Source organism: Amphritea japonica ATCC BAA-1530 (assembly GCF_016592435.1).
In the GTDB taxonomy this organism is placed as follows: Bacteria; Pseudomonadota; Gammaproteobacteria; order Pseudomonadales; family Balneatricaceae; genus Amphritea; species Amphritea japonica.
In genome coordinates this window covers 47528-64128 of record NZ_AP014545.1, presented here as the reverse complement: position 1 = coordinate 64128, position 16601 = coordinate 47528, and the positions used below count along the sequence as shown (strand labels likewise).

The window sequence follows — 16601 nt, the reverse complement described above, 5'->3', positions numbered from 1 at the left end:
CGCCCATAAACAGACCAGAAGCTCGCTTCTGAGCCTGTTCACGGGCGCAATTTATAATCAACAACGAAGGAAATACAATGAAAAAGACCCTACTGGCATCCCTGATCACAGCATCAGTAGCCGCGACACCGACGGTTCAGGCAAGTGATCTGCAATCGGAACTCAGTATGTTGAAAGAGCGAATAACGCAGCTCGAATCCCAACTGAGCGACACCATGGCCGAACAAACCGGTATCAAAAACAACAGCAGCCCGGTGACTATCAGCGGCAGTGCAGAATTTTTAGCGACAGGGTCTGAACAGGCGGATGGCAGTAGCGAAAACGATCTGGATGTTGATGCTGTCGAACTAACCATAGACGCCACAGTGAATCAGTATATGGCGCTATCAACCACCCTTAAATATGAAGATGAGGGCGAGGATCAGGACCTGTATGTCGATGAAGCGATTGTAACGATCAGTTCGGAAGATAATCCCTGGTCTCTGATTGCAGGCCGCACAGCGACACCCTTTGCAGTAATCAACGGCAATGCCTGGTCAGACCCACTAACCGACGATCTGACCGATAACACCGATGACCTGCTGCTGGTCGGCTTTAGTCAGGGAATATTCAGCGCTGAAGGTTATCTGTTTAAAGGCCAGAGCGATGAAAGCAAAGTCGACAACTTGGGACTCAATGCTGCACTGACCTTCGATAACGGCATTGCGGTGGGCGTCGGTTATCTGAATAATATCCGCAATACTGACCCTTATCAGGCCGACAGCCTGACCGCTGATAACAAGGTCAGTGCCTCCCGAATAAACCTGAGTTATGAGATAAACGCTCTGTCACTCTCTGCGGAATACCTGAAAACAGCACAGTTCGATGAGCTGGCAGGTACGCCAGAGCTTTCTGTCTGGCACCTCAGTACCGATTACGCCACTGAGTTGATGGGGGCTTCGGGCAACCTTTCTCTGGGCTACAGTAAAACCGACAACGGCGAACAGCTAACCGATGCCGGAGAAAACCTGTTTGCCCGTTCTCGAATGACGCTGGGAGCATCCAGAGAGCTGAACGACAATGCTGAATTCATTGTTGAACTGGTGAGAGAGGAAGACTATCAGGGCGATGATACTGACACTCTGAATCTGGTGCTATCGACTCACTTCTGAGAGGCGGCGGCTGCACGGGGGCTATGTCACCGGGCAGTCGCCTATTCGGCTGCTTTATTCAGCCCCATCACTTCAAGTAACCACTCACGGAACACCCTCATACCGTAAGTAATCTGCCGATCTTTAGGGTAAACAAGATAAAACGCTTTACCTGTCAGCAGCTCCACATCTACCGGCACTACCAACTGACCATACTGCAGTTCACGACTGATCAGGGATTTATCAGATAACGCGATACCCAAACCTTCCAGCGCCGCACCCAGTGCCAGCTGAGTGCTGGAAAAAGATAAACCTTTCTCCCCTCCAGTCATACTCACCCCTGATTTATGCAGCAAACGCTGCCACTCATTACGGCGGCTGGTGACATGAATTAACGGTTGTTTGCGCAGATCCGACAGAGACTCGATCTTATCCTCTTCCATTTTGCGCGGGCTACAAACCGGAACGACGACGGAACGATGCACCAGATGCACCTCCATATTGTCATCCCCTGGTTCATCACCAAAGTACACCGCCATATCCAGATCACTGTGATCAAAATCGATTTTATTAACCGCACCGGTGCTCAGGCGCAGCTCAACATCGGGGTATAGCGCCTGAAAATCTTTAATTTTTGGCATCAGCCAGCGGCTCAGAAATGCAGGAGGGGCCTCAAAGGTGAGCGAGCTGGTGTTCGGCGCAGAGATTAATCGCCGGGTTGCAGCATCCAGTTCATCCAACGCATGGGATACCGCCACCAGGTACTTTTCACCAGCAACAGTAATCTGTACCTGCCGTTTTTCGCGCTGAAACAGCTTTAACCCCAGAAATTCCTCAAGCGATTTAATCTGATGACTCACCGCTGATGGGGTGACGAACAGCTCCTCGGCCGCCCGGTTAAAGCTACCCAGCCGGGCTGCGGACTCAAAGCTACGCAACGCATTTAAAGGGGGCAAGCGTCTGATAAACACCTCAATACATGAATTTATTTCACATTAAAGCTGAAAAACTGTCGTTTGTTTTATCAACAGTGCGACCTTAGTATAAACATCAACTTAACGATGATCCAGCCGACAGACACTATAGATACTGATTTTACTGAAGCACTTATTAATAGGCATCAGAATTAGGCTCAGGCGGATCAAGCCATTCACGTGGCGTTTTAATGAATTTTATTGGTGGTAATAATGCATACATTCGAACAGGAAATTAAACTGGATCAATTTGGTAACGTTGACACGAAGCATTACATTGCCCATGCCAAAGCACAGCGTAGCGAATTCCTGGTTGGAATGTTCCGCTCTCTGGTTCGCAATCTTAAGAAACTTAATTTGAAGCGACAGCAAAACATTTTTAACAGCACTCGTTCATTCGGGACCGTTTAGGTCTTAACGAGACTCCTTTGGGCCACTTTTTAGTGGCCTTTTTTTTACCCTGAAAACACCAGGAAGTGCTTTAACCTGCAATCACTTCCCGGTTAATCATTCTTGCATAACGATCGGGTTTTCACTCCGGTCAAAAATCAGATAACGGGACAGGTCTTCACCCATTGCCAGGCCGTTAGCCATCTTATTCAGGTACGGATCGGCATCTTCAGTCGTGGGCGCCTGGCCATTTTCGCCAGCAAGACCGGCAATAATAATGAAGTTCCACTCTTTAGATATATTATCCGCTTCAGCCACCAGCTGCGTAAAAGACCCGACCTCTTCAGGCAGTTTATCTACACACATAACCGGCTCAATAGTACCGCGCTGTTGTTTGCGCTGCTTCTTCGGGTTTGTTGAACCCCCTTCGGCCTTGGCAAACAGCATCAATAAGCGCTGCGGTTCATCCTCTTTAGCAACCGCATCCAGCAGATCAGAAAACTTCGAAATCATCTCTTTCACCTCTGTTTATCTCTGGGTTGCAGAATACTGACTCTGCAAAACCTTGGCTTGATATATATCATCTTCAGCTCTGGAACCCAGAATTCATTAGAGGTATAGGCAAAAATCAAAAACGAATATTGATCATCTCTCTGTCTTCTCCCCCCGGTATTAAAGGGCTGTAGAAGGAAGATAACTCAGGCGAGTGCGGCAGGTTCGGATTATTTTTACTCATCCCCTTCGGCCACCCAGCCTCATTCAGAACCGCAAATGCCGACATCCGCCCCCTTAGAGCGCCTTCTGATGGGTTTTATTCAATAACACGATAAATCTGTGTGTTCGGATGAAACCCGTACCATGAGAACCAGAAAAGATTCACCACGGGGATCTCTTCAGCCCCTTGAAACACTCGTGCACTCTGAGATTCTGCATCATATTCAATCTTCAGAAGATTCTCTCCTACACGGTCTTCCAGCACCCCGCTCAGGGCGACTTTTGCCAACTCAGAAAAAGGATAGGCCTTAGCCAGACCATTTAATTCAACCCCGATTACCCGCGCTTTAGGGTGAAAAGCCTGACTCATAAACTCCACTGAAAAATAGAGAAGCTTAGACTCTTCATAGCCGTCATAAGGGTTTCTGTTGTAATCCCGGGTCGCCCCGGTATTGCGGGACAGTACCAGCGTATCCGGATTATTTTTCAGCCATTTCCCCCACTGGGTATGTTCAGAAGGCAGCTGAACCAGCGCTCTTCCCTTCATCGGACCTGAAATGGCGTGATGATGAAGTTGTGACCAGAGTGAGTCGGTCTGACGGTCATAGAGCAGCACATCACTGTTATACAGTAGCCCGGACACACCGAAGGTCAGGTCCTGGTTATCCATTCTCGCCCGATAAACAACCCCACTGCCGCACAGAGGGCAATAGGTCACGACGACGGGATCATCTGCAAAACGATCATTCACAATCTCATGCCAATTGAGGATCGCCAGAGGATAAGCTTTCGCCACACCGTTATGTTTAACGCCGATTACCCGTTGCTCAGGCTCAAGCCAGTTAACATCCTCAGCCTGATTAAACACCGGCTGATCGATGGCAGGAATGCCCCCTTTTGCGGGTCCGCCAGGGACAATATGGCCTTCGTATATCAGACTACCTGTGAGATCAAAGCCATTTAAAGTACGAGCTGATACAACAGATGAGCAGATAAGCAGGCCGATACAGAGCAAAACAAGTGGTTCGCCAAATGAACGCAGAGTGACCACCATAACTTTCTCCAAGCGATAAAAAACAACGCAGGCAATTTACCGCCGTCAGCGAAAAACAATATGAGAGAGTATAGTCGGAGAAACTGAAATATAGATGAAGAGGGTACTGAAGAAAAGATTATAAATAGAGAGGATTCTAAAGAAGAAAAGTTGGTGCAGATGGGGAGACTCGAACTCCCACGCCCTTGCGAGCACTAGCACCTGAAGCTAGCGTGTCTACCAATTCCACCACATCTGCGTATCAACTTGTCACGTTTAAGGGCGTCCCCCTGGCCGTTAAAACAGCCTTCTCTTTCGAAGCTCAACCGCCGAAAGCGGTTGGTGCAGATGGGGAGACTCGAACTCCCACGCCCTTGCGAGCACTAGCACCTGAAGCTAGCGTGTCTACCAATTCCACCACATCTGCTCCAAAAGAGGAGCGCATTATAAAGACGCCCTTTTCATTTGTGAAGAGAAACCACTACTTTTTTTCTTTTATTTCCCCGATAGACAGCCACTGAAGCTATCTGCCAGTGATTCCAGGTAGTCAACGTAGCCTCCACTCACGGCGCTCACTTCTGTAGCAAGGGGATCCAGACGTCCCACACGGATATCCAGTCCACGAATCAGGCTATCCACCACCGGTGCTTTAAACTGAGGTTCCACAAAGACACACTGAGCCTGCTCATTCTCCAGCGCCTCTCGGATTTCACTCAACCGACGCGCACCCGGTTTACGACCCGGATCAACTGTAAAGTAACCCAGTTGACGCAACTGGTAGTGCTCAACAAAGCCGCTGAAAGCGTCATGAAAGACAAAAAATCCAACATCACTAACAAGCTTTAATTGTTCCTGTAGCTGTTGATCCGCATGCGCCAGTCGTTGTTCAAAACGCTGATACGCCTGTTGGTATAGCGCTGCATTGTCAGGGTATAGCTCAACCAAGCGGTCTTTAATCATATCCGCGGCAACCAATGCCCGCTCTGGCGTCATCCAGAAGTGCGGGTCACCACTGTGTTCATGTCCCGCCTCGTGACCGTCTTCGTGACCGTCTTCGTGACCGTCTTCGTGACCGTCTTCGTGACCATCTTCATGACCGTCTTCGTGGCCCGCTTCATGCTCGTCTTCATGACCAGTTTCATGCTCGTGTTCATGACCATCTTCGTGGCCAGCTTCATGCTCGTGTTCATGCTCGTCTTCATGCCCAGTCTCTTCCGACTCAACCGGATGGCCATCTGTATCATCCAATAAGGCCAGAGCAGGGCGCTCCAATTGGCTAACACTTTTAGTCAGAAACAGCTCAAGATCCGCCCCCCCCCATATAAACAGGTCAGCACTGTGAATCTTTCTGATAGAGGAGGGTTTCAGTGAGTAGTGATGCGGTGAACTACCCGGTGGCAAAAGCACATCTACCTGAGCCAGCTCACCCAGCATATCGGTCGCGATCAGCTGAATCGGTTTAATACTGGTGAGCAGCTTCACCGGCACTGTTGGAGCCGCCCAGGCAGAGGTGCTTAGCAGAAAAGATACGAACAATAGAGGTAATTTAGCTGGCATCGGTAGAAGTCACTGTTATTCAAAGAAACGCAAAGTTATAATATAACAATTCAAAGTTCAACTAATTAGATCAACCGGTTTTATTATGGCCCCACAAAGCATAGACAATATCGCCTATCAGCCCGACCACGATCATAGTCACTGCATCAAGACTGCGTTACTGCAGGCTCAGCAGTTATGTAAAGCGAATGGTCAGCGGCTCACCAGTATTCGCGAGCTGGTCCTCAAGCTCATCTGGCAAAGCCATAAACCGCTGGGCGCCTACGACCTGCTGCCCGCGATTGCTGAGGCGGGATTTAACTCGGCGCCGCCGACCGTTTATCGCGCGCTGGATTTCCTCCAGGAACAGGGGCTGGTGCACCGGTTAGCATCCCTTAACGCATTTATCGGCTGTAGCCACCCGGACCATTTCCACCACGGCTATTTCCTGATCTGCCAGAGCTGCGGTACCACGGTTGAACTTGAATCACCCGCCCTGCAAAGCAGTATTCAAAGTGTTGCCGCAGACGCCGGATTTTCCGTTGAACAGGAAAATATTGAGATTCTGGGGCGCTGCCCGAATTGCCAGGAGGCCAAATGAGCCCGGCAACCCTGGTAGAAATCACCAGTCTGAATATCAAATTTGGCGCGAGCAAAGTGATCGATAATGTCTCTATGACATTAAAGCAGGGGGAGATTACCACGCTGATCGGCCCTAATGGCGCGGGAAAAACCACACTGGTCAAAGCGGTTTTAGGGCTGCTATCACCGACTGACGGGGTTATTAAGCGCTCACCAACGTTGAGAATCGGTTATATGCCTCAGAAGCTGCAGATCGATGCCACTTTTCCACTGACCGTCGAACGGTTTCTTAAAACCGCCGCCTTTGCCAGTGCCGAAGACCGCCTTCAGGCCTTACAATCGGTCCGGGCTGAAGCCCTGCTCAAGCAATCCGTTCACAGCCTCTCCGGGGGAGAGATGCAGCGCGTCCTTCTGGCAAGAGCACTGCTGCGAAAACCTGAGCTATTGGTGCTGGATGAACCCGCTCAAGGAGTGGATATTAACGGCCAGATCGAGCTGTATAACCTTATCGCCAGTATCCGTGACCGCTACAACTGCTCGGTACTGATGATCTCCCACGACCTGCACCTGGTCATGGCCGCCACCGATCAGGTCATCTGTCTGAACCGCCACATCTGTTGCTCCGGCCATCCGGAACAGGTCAGTACCGACCCGTCCTACATTGAGCTTTTTGGTGTGCCTGGGGCTGAGAATCTGGCGCTCTATAGCCACCATCATAACCACCAGCACAACGAGCATGGCGATATAGTGCCGTTAGAAGAGGCGGCAGAACATGATCATAGCCACTGCGGAGGCCACCACTGATGGCTGATTTTCTCCTGTTTGCGCTGTTAGGCGGTATCGGTGTAGCACTGGTAGCCGGGCCGCTGGGCTCCTTTGTTGTATGGCGTCGCATGGCGTACTTCGGTGATACTCTGGCGCACTCGGCTCTGTTAGGGATCGCGGTAGGCGTGCTCTTTGATATCAACTTCAATCTGGCGGTCGTCAGCTGCTGTGTTATTTTGGCGCTGATTCTGGTTAGCCTGCAGCGACAGAAAATAGTCGCCACCGACACCCTCTTAGGCATCATGGCACACAGTAGTCTGTCGCTGGGTCTGGTCGCCGTTGCCCTGTTAGATGATGTCAGGGTCGATCTGATGGAATACCTGTTCGGTGATCTGCTGGCTATTACCCCGGATGATCTGCTGTGGATCTATGGCGGCGGGGGTATCGTCATGCTGCTGATCTGGCGACTCTGGAACCCCTTGCTGGCGGTGACCATTAACGAAGAGCTGGCGCAGGTAGAAGGAGTACCGGTCACGCGTATACGGCTGGCGCTGATGCTGTTGATCGGTGTGGTGATTGCGATTGCGATGAAGGTGGTGGGGATACTTCTGATCACCTCGCTGCTGATTATTCCCGCCGCCAGTGCCCGTCGGCTGGCCAACTCCCCGGAGCAGATGGCGGTTATTGCCAGTCTTCTGGGTGTCGTTTCGGTCTGCCTTGGGCTCTATGCCTCCTGGAATTTTGATACCCCAGCCGGGCCTTCAGTGGTGGTCGCAGCACTGGCGCAATTCCTGCTGCTCTACAGCCTGCCCCTGCGCAGAACAGCCTGATTCAGCGCTTCCAGAGCACGTTGATCAATGCGCCGATAACGATCAGTCCGCCGCCGAGCAGCGTCCAGAGCGAGGGCAGTTCATTGAAGGCAAACCAGCCCAGCAGCATAGACAGTATCACCTGAATATAAGAGAAGGCGGTCGCCTTACTGGCCGCCTCATGCTGCATCGCTTTGGTCAGCCCCACCTGACCTATCTGTGTGAAGATACCGACCAGAATCAGCAGCAGTAGAGCGTAGCCATCGGGCATCACCAGCTCCCCGCCGGACAGAATCAGCGCGGCAGGTAAAGCGATCAAGGGGAAGTAGAGAATAATCACCGAACTGTCTTCGGTCTGGCTCAAGCGTCTGACAATGACATAAGCCACGGCACTGCCAAACGCCCCCAGCAAGGCAGCGATAACACTGAACAGCGGCAGCTCAACCTCGGCAGCAAAGAACAGATCCGGTTTCACCATCACCACCAGCCCGGTAATACTGAGGAAGATACAGATCATCGTCGATACCTGAACCCGTTCCCCCAACAACATAAAGGCCAGCAGGGCGGTAAATACCGGGTGCAGATACTGCAGTACCGTAGCCTCGGCCAGAGGCAACGTCGTGACCGAATAATAGACGCAGATCAACGCCGCGGCACCGACAACACCCCGGGCACTCAGCAGCAGTTTATTGTGGCCCCAGATCGCGATACCTTTACGCTTTACGTCGACATAACTGATGATCAGCGACACCAGCGCCCGGGCAATAACGATCTCCATCAGCGGAATACCATACTGACTCACCGCCTTCACCGATGCCCCCATCAGCGCAAAGCCCAGCGAAGAGAGCAGCATAAAGCGTAATCCCAAAGGGATGTTCTGTATCTGTTGCAACATAGACTCAATCGTTACGAAAAATATTAAGACCCGGAGGACAAAATCCGCACACCGCTCTTATAGGATGGAAGCCGACTCGATAGATATCACTCAAACGGAACAGCAGGGAATAAATCCCCCCTGAACGGCTGCTGCAATGTGCAGAGATGCAGATCATCGGCTATGTTTTGGTGAGTGTAACCGATTCTGGTTACGCAGGCATAACTATCAACCCCACACCGGACAATGATCAACGATGACCCAGAGAATCCTGCTGTTCACACTGCTTTATAGCCTGTCACATGCTTCACTGGCAGACCTGCCTCTGGAGCGGCTAAGGCTACCGGCTGGCTATACGCTGTCGGTAGTGGCCGAAGTAGATAACGCGCGGCAGATCGCCCTAGGGGAGCCAGGAACCCTGTTTGTCGGCAGTCGACGCGCAGGTAAGGTCTACCGCCTCAGAGACAGCGATGGTGACGGTATTTATGAACAGCAAGAGATTCTGTTGAAGCGGCTCAATATGCCCAGCGGCATCGCCTATCGGGATGGCGATCTCTACATCGCCGCCGTGAACCAGATTTTGCGGATAACCGATGCTGGCACTCAGCCTCAGCGACCTGTTGCCACAGAGCTGATCACGGATTACCTGCCTGACATAAAGCACCACGGCTGGAAATATCTGAAATTCGGGCCTGACGGAGAGCTGTATTTTAATCTCGGGGCTCCCTGCAATATCTGTCTCAGTGATGACCCTCGCTTTGCCTCCATCCTGAAGCTCAACCTGCAGACAACGCGACAAACGATTGTGGCGCACGGCGTGCGTAACTCGGTTGGCTTTGCCTGGCATCCCAGCAGCCACGAACTCTGGTTTACCGATAATGGCCGGGATCATCTGGGGGATGACCAGCCCGATGATGAACTCAATCGCCTCAGCGAACCGGGCCAGCACTTTGGCTACCCCTATGTGCATGCCGGTGATATTCCTGATCCGGCCCTGCATCAGGGCCAGTCCTTTAGCGACTATCAATCCCCGGTACTGAAGCTGGGCGCACATGTCGCCCCGCTAGGCTTGAGTTTCTACACGGGTAATCAGTTTCCCGATGCGAATCAGAACAGCCTGTTTATCGCCGAACACGGCTCATGGAACCGTTCCAGCAAAGTCGGTTACCGGGTAGTTCAGGTGGATACCTCGGCCACGCCGATCACGCAACGGGTGTTTATTGAGGGCTGGTTACAGGGGGAAAGCGCCTGGGGCAGGCCGGTGGATATCGTTACCGATCGGGATGGCAGCCTGCTCATCTCAGACGATAAAGCCGGGGTTATTTACCGAGTCAGCTATCGCAAACCCTGATAGTTAAAGCTGTAAACCTTCTGCCAGCTCAAGACAGGGCTGATAACGGATACAGTTCACTTCGTGATCATTGACCATCCCGGTGGCCTGCATGTAGGCATAGCAGATTGTCGGACCGACAAATTTCATACCCGCTTTCTTCAGCGCTTTACTCATCGCCTGAGACTGCGGGGTTTCAGCGGGGACTTCGCTGAGGCTTTTCCAGCTGTTTTGAATCGGTTTCCCCTCAACAAACTGCCAGATATAGTTGGCAAAACTGCCATGTTTAGCGGCCAGCTCAAGAAAGACATTCGCGCCTTGGATCGAAGACTCCACTTTAAGCCGGTTGCGGACGATACCCGGATCAAGCAGCATCTGTTCCGCCTTCTCTGGTGAAAACGCAGCCACAGTGGCCGGATCAAAGCCCTCGTACTGACGGGTGTAACCCTCACGCTTTTGCAGGATAGTACGCCAGCTCAACCCCGCCTGAGCGCTCTCCAGGATAAGATATTCAAACAGCTGCTGATCATTTGTCTGGGGCACACCCCACACCTGATCATGGTACTGCTGTTCCAGCTCTGTCGCGGTCGCCCAGGCACAACGGTGGCACATAGCTCTCTCCCGAAAAGCGTTATTCAGCGATTAATGCTTAGTCGTACCGGGGTTCGCCACAAAATTCAGTGGCTGGGCGGGCTCTAACTCAACTTTTCCGCCACGGTTTACCCGGGTATCCAGCTCAGCTTCAGGTTGATCTGAGCCATCCAGCGCCATCGAGTCAGTGTAGTCACAACGAACACACTCTTTATACTCGCGGTTCTCATCGCGATACATTTTCAGCGTATCCATCTCGGCACAGCGTGGGCAGACAGCACCGGCAATAAAACGTTTAACAATCGTCATAATTCTCTCAACTGTTTTTTAACTCTCAGATCATCAATCGATTAATCGATCTACAATAAACCTAAACCATGAACTGACCTGAAACTGAGTATGCAGGGGGTCACCCCCCTGAAGGTTTTCTGAATTATACCTCAGAAACACCCTGCTATCGGTTTACCCTGCGATACCACAATGGCGCAACAGTGGTTCAACACTCGGTTCACGACCACGGAACGCAACAAACAGTTCCATCGGCTCTTTAGAACCGCCCATTTCCAGGATATTTGCCCGGAATGAGCTCCCCGTGTCGGTATTGAATACGCCTTCCTCTTCGAATCGGGAGAAAGCATCGGCGGACAACACTTCGGCCCACTTATAGCTGTAATAGCCCGCCGCATAACCACCGGCAAAAATATGACTGAAGCCGTGTTGAAAACGATTAAACTCCGGCGGGGTAATCACTGCGACCTGGCTGCGAATCCGATTCAGAACCGACTGCACATCGGTGACACCGGCCTGATATTCCCGGTGCAGCTCAAAATCAAACAGTGAGAACTCCAGCTGACGGACCATCATCAGGCCGGACTGGAAGTTCTTCGCCGCCAGCATCTTTTCTAGCATCTCGGCAGGCAGCGCCTCACCGGTTTGATAATGACCGGAAATCATCTCCAGCGCTTCAGGCTCATAACACCAGTTTTCCAGGAACTGACTGGGCAACTCGACCGCATCCCAGGCAACACCGTTGATACCACTGACATCCGCATAGGTGATACGGGTGAGCATATGGTGCAGACCGTGACCAAATTCATGGAACAGGGTGGTCACTTCATTATGGGTCAGCAGGGCAGGGTCATCCCCAACCGGCGGGTTAAAGTTGCAGACCAGATAAGCCACCGGCAGCTGCAGAACACCGTTATCCATGCGTCGAACCCGGCAATCATCCATCCAGGCCCCACCGCGCTTTTTCGCCCGGGCAAACGGGTCGAGGAAGAAGCGGGCGATCAACTCGCCCTGACGACTAACATTGAACAGGCGGGCGTCGGCATGCCAGCGGTCAAACTCAGCCACCTCTTCAATCTCGATACCAAACAGTTTGCCGGTCACCTGAAACATACCCGCCAACACTTTTGTCATCGGAAAGTAGGGGCGCAGCTCTTCCTGAGAGATCGCATAACGCACCTGCTTCAGTTTCTCACTGTAATAGGAGATATCCCATGATTGCAGTTCTGGCTCACTGAACTCTTCTAACGCGAAAGCTTGTAGCTCCTGAAACTCTTTCTGCGCCTGGGGACGGCTCTTCTCACCCAGATCGGTCAGAAAACCGACCACCTGATCGGTGGTATCAGCCATCTTGGTCGCCAGGCTGTATTCGGCATAGTTACCAAAGCCAAGCAGTTTCGCCAGCTCGGCACGCAGGGTCAGAATCTCGGTCATTACCGCACTGTTATCCCATTTACCTTCACCCGGCCCCTGATCAGATGCCCGGGTAGCAAACGCTTCATACACCTCACGCCGCAGTTCCCGGTTATCCGCATAGGTGATCACCGCGAAGTAAGAGGGGAAATCCAGCGTGATCAACCAGCCCTCATCACCTTTAGCCCCGGCTAACTGCTTTGCTGCCGCCAGCGCACTTGCCGGAAGCCCTTCTAGCTCAGCCTCATCGGCAATTAATTTTGACCAGCCATCGGTCGCATCCATCACGTTTTCAGAGAACTTAGTGGTCAGCTCAGACAACTTCTGCTGCAGTTCGCCGTAGCGCTGCTTATCCGCGTCATTCAGGGCGATCCCCGATAAGCGGAAATCCCGCAGGGCGTTATCGATAACCTTACGCTGCGGCTCATCCAGCGCCTGATACGCGTCACTGCCTGCCAGTTTCTCATAGGCCTCAAACAGCCCCTGATGCTGACCCATCTCCGTCCAGAACTGAGACAGCTTAGGCAAGCAGGCGTTATACGCATCCCGCAGTTCATCGCTGTTAACAACCGAATTAAGATGGGACACCGGTGACCAGGCTTTCGCCAGACGGTCCTGACTCTGCTCCAACGGCACCACAAGATTGTTCCAGTCAGGTGAGCCATTGCCATCCAGCACCTGCTCGATCACAGCACGACTGTCAGCCAATAACTGATCGACAGCAGGCTCAACATGCTCAGGGGTAATCTCAGAAAACGGGGGCAGCAGGTGGTCTTGCAGCAACGGATTGGTCATAGGTACTCCTGAACAGGGCAGAATATAAATAACAATATCTACTAAATGGGGTGATGATTCACTGTTTTCAATCGTGCTGCAGGGTTTATTATAGAAACCCCACCGGAACAGCAGAGTGAGAATAAACAGATGACCATCCGCAGCTATCAGAACACCACACCCAAGCTGGGTAAAGCAGCCTTTGTCGACCCAACCGCCGTCGTTCTGGGGGATGTCGAACTGGGTGACAATGTGTCCATCTGGCCGCTCACCGTCATCCGTGGCGACATGCACCGCATCCGTATCGGTAACCGCACCAGCGTACAGGATGGCTCGGTACTGCATATCACCCACGCAGGCCCCTTTAACCCGGATGGCTACCCGCTGATCATTGGTGACGACGTCACCATCGGCCACCAGGCGATGCTCCACGGCTGCACTATCGGCAGTCGCGTATTAGTCGGCATGGGCGCGATGGTCATGGACGGCGCCGTGGTAGAAGACGACGTCATCATCGGCGCAGGCAGCCTGGTGCCCCCGGGTAAAACCCTCAAAAGCGGCCACCTCTACGTCGGCCGCCCGGTCAAAGAAGCCCGCGCACTCACCGAGAAGGAGATGGAATTCTTTACGTATACGGCGGGGAATTATGTGAAGCTTAAGGATAAGCATCTTTCGGAAGGATACGAATAATCTTTGCCGTAGCTCGTTGTTCGACGTAAAACTTCGTTTTACTTGCTCGAAAAAGAAGGGGCTGATCTATTTCCTAAGCTACTTAAACAATAGAAAATAAATCTGTGCCCTTTATTGCTACGTATTAGAAAGCAGGCATTCTGAAAAGTCTTCCGGAGTTACCTTCGTCATGCAACTCACGAATTATTTCATCCTGTGAAAAATATGACCGTTCTCCTGTTTCTGAAATAGGAATATCACTATCAAGTACACTAATAATGAACTGCAAACCATGGCTCTCAGAAATTTCCCTCATTTTATCAATGAGCTTAAATTTGACTCTGTCATCAAGACTCTCAAAGAGACCATCATGGTAACTAAACTTGTAGAAGCTATCATTTGAGTGTATTGAAAGTAGAGTAATATCAAAAATAGCCGATAATGTTCGTGTATATGAAAAACCATCATTAACTGACGTTTGATCTTTTAAACCTATTTTAAACTCTATATTTCCCTCAGAGTTAGTATTTGTAAAAATAAAAGCTGACATCGAGAGCACATACTCAACAATCTCACTGAAAACTTCAACAGCATGTTTCATTTGTGCATTTTCACGAACTCGGGTTGCTTTTTCTAATAATTTAGCTGCGTCGCTTTGTGAGCTTACTGCCGACTCGAGCCTGTCTGACAAAGATGAAGCGTAGTCTAACTTTTCAACTCTTTCTTGCAATACGGCAAGTCTACTTTCCTCTCTACTCAACCGAGCTTGCATTACTTTGTATTTAGAGAAGGCATCCTTTTGTAGCAGTATACTTGCAAGTTCTTTTTGTTTTTCTGTTGCAAGACTCAAATATTCTTCTGTACTTTTTCTTTCCTTAAGCAATTTTTTCTTTGCACTTTTTAGTCTGATTTTTCTGCCCTCAGACATCTGAGTATTTAAATTAATTAGATCATGATATGAGTGTGCAAGTTGATCCGGAAAATGAATCTCTACTTCGCCAAAAAGTTCAACAACTTTATCCAAATCAAAAGAGAATTCTGTTCTCAGTGATTCATTTATCGCATGGAGTCTCTGGTCTATTTCATATAGCTTCTTGTTAAAATCGGATACTTGTAGAGAAGTATTATCGATAAGCTCGCTATTGATTTCTGTGTCAGCTTTTCTAAAATCAAATTTATCTAACTCAGCCTGCATCCTTGAAATATGAGCCCCTAATTGGGCAATTTCAGCCTCTAAACTTTGAGTGCTTTCTTGGGGTAGAGATTCAATCTGTTTGATTGCATTCTTTATAGATTCAACTTGCTTATTAGCAGCGTACTTTTCTTTTACAAGAATAGAATTTATGCCTAGTACCTGTGCCAAATATGGTTTCCATGCAGAGTCGGTCTCTCGGCTAGCATTTACTTTGAATGTGTTTTCGTATTGAGTTTGCTTTCTCAAACAATATCTCAAACCATTTCGAAAAGTGAAATCATTTTTCCTCAGATCTTTTATAAAAACAATAGAATCAAATATTTCTTTTGCTTTTTTCAAGCTAAGGGAGCTGAAGTCCCAGTCTTTATCATCTAAGTAATTAAGCTTGTCTTTTATAGAAACAGAATGTATGCAAATTTTACCCTTTACAGGCCTTTTTATAGTAACAAATTTGTTTGAATCGTATTCAATTTCTAGGTAAAAAATAAAATCTTCAAAGACTTTGTTTTTTAGAAAAAAAGATTTGTCAATTTGTTTTAATAGAGAAAAATTCAACAGTTCAAGTAGGGTAGTTTTTCCTAAGCTGTGAGACGATTTGTCTTTCTGCTCTTTTGTTACATTCGCAAAGATAATGTTCAGGCCGTCCCTAAATATTATGTCCGGAAAAATGCTGTTATTATTTGCGTATAAACGACTCAGTTTTAGCATAATTCTCTCACACAAGCGTAACAATATCGGTTTCGATATTGTATTTTGCTTTACTAAGTAGATATAAAAAGCTTACTGCAAGCGTTATATCTTGTTCATTTATTTCAGTACTTGAAGCTTTGCAGTATTTGTATAGTTCGCTTAAGTTTGAATCACCTCTGTATATTAGGCATTCAATAACTAATGAGGACACATAAACAAGACAGTAATTAAAATTTGTAAATCTATGAGGAGTTAGCATTTCTTTTCCTCATCAGTTTTTTTCCCGATAAGACAGCAAGCATATAAATAGTACAAGAAAAAGCTAATTGTATACTCTTTGCCTTGGAGAGCCTTGAATTCTGACTCCAAGAGAGCTTCTTCAATGGAGGTTAAGAGGTCTTCAAAGGCATCAAAGTACTTTCGTTTTATAAAAATCTTTCTATTTAAACTTGCAACAATATTGTGCACTTTCTTTTGAAGATCTTCATTCTCTCGTTGCTTTAAAAATACATCTAGCTCTAGGAAGTATGGCTCATAATTTATCGAAATGAATTCGTCATAATACTCTTGTGTCAATCCATTAAGTTTATTTTTCTTTTCTACGTCAATGATATCAAAATCACTTTGGCTATCGTTAATACTCTCAAGTGAGTGATCTATTGACAAAATTGCTTCGCGCATCGCCACAGGATCAAATACTATCGCCCCTGTAGCAGTTTCTGCAAGATTAACTAATCCACCAAGTCGGATTGTAGTACTGTTATCAATGTGTTGAGGGCCATTGCCATGATTGACGGCAGCAACTGACCCTTCTTGCGCCTCTGCGTTATTTCTATTAATCATG

18 protein-coding genes and 2 tRNA genes are annotated in these 16601 nt (G+C 49.3%); 7 read left to right on the top strand and 13 right to left on the bottom strand.

Going from position 1 to position 16601, the window contains the following annotated elements:
* Positions 1–77: 77 nt before the first annotated feature.
* A complete protein-coding gene (locus AMJAP_RS00320; RefSeq protein ID WP_019621177.1) occupies positions 78–1151 on the top strand; it encodes an LbtU family siderophore porin in 1074 nt (357 codons plus the stop codon).
* A 41-nt stretch (positions 1152–1192) separates the two neighbouring features.
* Here AMJAP_RS00320 and gcvA read toward each other — a convergent pair whose 3' ends face one another.
* A complete protein-coding gene (gene gcvA, locus AMJAP_RS00315) occupies positions 1193–2086 on the bottom strand; it encodes a transcriptional regulator GcvA (protein ID WP_236588735.1) in 894 nt (297 codons plus the stop codon).
* A gap of 231 nt (positions 2087–2317) precedes the next feature.
* On the opposite strand from gcvA, the gene AMJAP_RS00310 reads away from it, so the two are divergent.
* Entirely contained in the window at positions 2318–2515 is a 198-nt protein-coding gene (locus tag AMJAP_RS00310) for an RSP_7527 family protein (RefSeq protein WP_019621179.1), read from the top strand.
* 96 nt (positions 2516–2611) lie between these two features.
* Here AMJAP_RS00310 and AMJAP_RS00305 read toward each other — a convergent pair whose 3' ends face one another.
* The 5 genes from AMJAP_RS00305 to AMJAP_RS00285 form a co-directional block, all read right to left on the bottom strand.
* Positions 2612–3007: a hypothetical protein gene (locus AMJAP_RS00305; RefSeq protein WP_019621180.1), complete on the bottom strand. Its 396-nt coding sequence runs from the start codon at positions 3005–3007 to the stop codon at positions 2612–2614.
* A gap of 298 nt (positions 3008–3305) precedes the next feature.
* Positions 3306–4262 carry a DUF3179 domain-containing protein gene (locus tag AMJAP_RS00300; RefSeq protein ID WP_019621182.1) on the bottom strand — a complete coding sequence of 319 codons (957 nt, stop codon included), beginning with the start codon at positions 4260–4262 and terminating at the stop codon, positions 3306–3308.
* Between the two features lie 151 nt (positions 4263–4413).
* A tRNA-Leu gene (locus tag AMJAP_RS00295) sits at positions 4414–4500 on the bottom strand.
* 81 nt (positions 4501–4581) lie between these two features.
* A tRNA-Leu gene (locus tag AMJAP_RS00290) sits at positions 4582–4668 on the bottom strand.
* A gap of 68 nt (positions 4669–4736) precedes the next feature.
* Complete coding sequence (locus tag AMJAP_RS00285) at positions 4737–5798, bottom strand: zinc ABC transporter substrate-binding protein (RefSeq protein ID WP_019621183.1); 1062 nt, start codon at positions 5796–5798, stop codon at positions 4737–4739.
* Between the two features lie 85 nt (positions 5799–5883).
* Here AMJAP_RS00285 and AMJAP_RS00280 point away from each other — a divergent pair, with 85 nt between their 5' ends.
* Genes AMJAP_RS00280 through znuB form a run of 3 tightly spaced genes read left to right on the top strand, consistent with a single transcriptional unit; the run spans position 5884 to position 7954 of the window.
* Entirely contained in the window at positions 5884–6378 is a 495-nt protein-coding gene (locus AMJAP_RS00280) for a Fur family transcriptional regulator (protein ID WP_019621184.1), read from the top strand.
* Positions 6375–7163, top strand: a complete 789-nt coding sequence (gene znuC, locus AMJAP_RS00275) for a zinc ABC transporter ATP-binding protein ZnuC (RefSeq protein WP_019621185.1) — start codon at positions 6375–6377, stop codon at positions 7161–7163. Before AMJAP_RS00280 ends, znuC begins: the two co-directional genes overlap by 4 nt.
* Positions 7163–7954: a zinc ABC transporter permease subunit ZnuB gene (gene znuB, locus AMJAP_RS00270; RefSeq protein ID WP_019621186.1), complete on the top strand. Its 792-nt coding sequence runs from the start codon at positions 7163–7165 to the stop codon at positions 7952–7954. The genes znuC and znuB overlap by 1 nt, the downstream gene beginning before the upstream one ends.
* A gap of 1 nt (position 7955) precedes the next feature.
* On the opposite strand, the gene AMJAP_RS00265 is transcribed toward znuB, so the two are convergent.
* Entirely contained in the window at positions 7956–8828 is an 873-nt protein-coding gene (locus AMJAP_RS00265; RefSeq protein WP_019621187.1) for a DMT family transporter, read from the bottom strand.
* A 235-nt stretch (positions 8829–9063) separates the two neighbouring features.
* On the opposite strand from AMJAP_RS00265, the gene AMJAP_RS00260 reads away from it, so the two are divergent.
* Positions 9064–10158, top strand: coding sequence for a PQQ-dependent sugar dehydrogenase (locus tag AMJAP_RS00260; RefSeq protein WP_019621188.1), 1095 nt, complete (start codon positions 9064–9066; stop codon positions 10156–10158).
* A 3-nt stretch (positions 10159–10161) separates the two neighbouring features.
* Here AMJAP_RS00260 and AMJAP_RS00255 read toward each other — a convergent pair whose 3' ends face one another.
* The 3 genes from AMJAP_RS00255 to prlC form a co-directional block, all read right to left on the bottom strand.
* Positions 10162–10749 (bottom strand): DNA-3-methyladenine glycosylase I, encoded by a 588-nt coding sequence (locus AMJAP_RS00255; RefSeq protein WP_019621189.1) that lies wholly within the window; start codon positions 10747–10749, stop codon positions 10162–10164.
* A gap of 30 nt (positions 10750–10779) precedes the next feature.
* Positions 10780–11037 (bottom strand): YheV family putative zinc ribbon protein, encoded by a 258-nt coding sequence (locus AMJAP_RS00250; protein ID WP_019621190.1) that lies wholly within the window; start codon positions 11035–11037, stop codon positions 10780–10782.
* 153 nt (positions 11038–11190) lie between these two features.
* Positions 11191–13224, bottom strand: a complete 2034-nt coding sequence (gene prlC / locus AMJAP_RS00245; RefSeq protein WP_026340048.1) for an oligopeptidase A — start codon at positions 13222–13224, stop codon at positions 11191–11193.
* A gap of 129 nt (positions 13225–13353) precedes the next feature.
* Between prlC and AMJAP_RS00240 the strand changes: the two genes are divergently transcribed.
* The gene (locus AMJAP_RS00240) at positions 13354–13893 is read left to right on the top strand and encodes a gamma carbonic anhydrase family protein (RefSeq protein WP_026340049.1); all 540 of its coding nucleotides are present in this window, start codon (positions 13354–13356) and stop codon (positions 13891–13893) included.
* A 124-nt stretch (positions 13894–14017) separates the two neighbouring features.
* On the opposite strand, the gene AMJAP_RS00235 is transcribed toward AMJAP_RS00240, so the two are convergent.
* The 3 genes from AMJAP_RS00235 to AMJAP_RS00230 are packed head-to-tail and all read right to left on the bottom strand — an operon-like array spanning position 14018 to position 16600.
* Entirely contained in the window at positions 14018–15775 is a 1758-nt protein-coding gene (locus AMJAP_RS00235; RefSeq protein WP_019621193.1) for a DUF2326 domain-containing protein, read from the bottom strand.
* A 7-nt stretch (positions 15776–15782) separates the two neighbouring features.
* A complete protein-coding gene (locus tag AMJAP_RS17845; protein ID WP_376787803.1) occupies positions 15783–16016 on the bottom strand; it encodes an ABC-three component system middle component 6 in 234 nt (77 codons plus the stop codon).
* The gene (locus AMJAP_RS00230) at positions 16010–16600 is read right to left on the bottom strand and encodes an ABC-three component system protein (RefSeq protein ID WP_019621194.1); all 591 of its coding nucleotides are present in this window, start codon (positions 16598–16600) and stop codon (positions 16010–16012) included. The genes AMJAP_RS17845 and AMJAP_RS00230 overlap by 7 nt, the downstream gene beginning before the upstream one ends.
* Position 16601 lies beyond the last annotated feature (1 nt).

What these genes read in the sequence shown, in the direction of transcription:
- AMJAP_RS00285 (WP_019621183.1), bottom strand. Translation starts at nt 5,798, where the DNA reads ATGCCAGCTAAATTACCTCTATTGTTCGTATCTTTTCTGCTAAGCACC.
- AMJAP_RS00320 (WP_019621177.1), top strand. Translation starts at nt 78, where the DNA reads ATGAAAAAGACCCTACTGGCATCCCTGATCACAGCATCAGTAGCCGCG.
- AMJAP_RS00280 (WP_019621184.1), top strand. Translation starts at nt 5,884, where the DNA reads ATGGCCCCACAAAGCATAGACAATATCGCCTATCAGCCCGACCACGAT.
- AMJAP_RS17845 (WP_376787803.1), bottom strand. Translation starts at nt 16,016, where the DNA reads ATGCTAACTCCTCATAGATTTACAAATTTTAATTACTGTCTTGTTTAT.
- AMJAP_RS00265 (WP_019621187.1), bottom strand. Translation starts at nt 8,828, where the DNA reads ATGTTGCAACAGATACAGAACATCCCTTTGGGATTACGCTTTATGCTG.
- AMJAP_RS00255 (WP_019621189.1), bottom strand. Translation starts at nt 10,749, where the DNA reads ATGTGCCACCGTTGTGCCTGGGCGACCGCGACAGAGCTGGAACAGCAG.
- AMJAP_RS00230 (WP_019621194.1), bottom strand. Translation starts at nt 16,600, where the DNA reads ATGATTAATAGAAATAACGCAGAGGCGCAAGAAGGGTCAGTTGCTGCC.
- prlC (WP_026340048.1), bottom strand. Translation starts at nt 13,224, where the DNA reads ATGACCAATCCGTTGCTGCAAGACCACCTGCTGCCCCCGTTTTCTGAG.
- znuC (WP_019621185.1), top strand. Translation starts at nt 6,375, where the DNA reads ATGAGCCCGGCAACCCTGGTAGAAATCACCAGTCTGAATATCAAATTT.
- AMJAP_RS00235 (WP_019621193.1), bottom strand. Translation starts at nt 15,775, where the DNA reads ATGCTAAAACTGAGTCGTTTATACGCAAATAATAACAGCATTTTTCCG.
- AMJAP_RS00305 (WP_019621180.1), bottom strand. Translation starts at nt 3,007, where the DNA reads ATGATTTCGAAGTTTTCTGATCTGCTGGATGCGGTTGCTAAAGAGGAT.
- AMJAP_RS00240 (WP_026340049.1), top strand. Translation starts at nt 13,354, where the DNA reads ATGACCATCCGCAGCTATCAGAACACCACACCCAAGCTGGGTAAAGCA.
- AMJAP_RS00310 (WP_019621179.1), top strand. Translation starts at nt 2,318, where the DNA reads ATGCATACATTCGAACAGGAAATTAAACTGGATCAATTTGGTAACGTT.
- AMJAP_RS00250 (WP_019621190.1), bottom strand. Translation starts at nt 11,037, where the DNA reads ATGACGATTGTTAAACGTTTTATTGCCGGTGCTGTCTGCCCACGCTGT.
- znuB (WP_019621186.1), top strand. Translation starts at nt 7,163, where the DNA reads ATGGCTGATTTTCTCCTGTTTGCGCTGTTAGGCGGTATCGGTGTAGCA.
- AMJAP_RS00260 (WP_019621188.1), top strand. Translation starts at nt 9,064, where the DNA reads ATGACCCAGAGAATCCTGCTGTTCACACTGCTTTATAGCCTGTCACAT.
- AMJAP_RS00300 (WP_019621182.1), bottom strand. Translation starts at nt 4,262, where the DNA reads ATGGTGGTCACTCTGCGTTCATTTGGCGAACCACTTGTTTTGCTCTGT.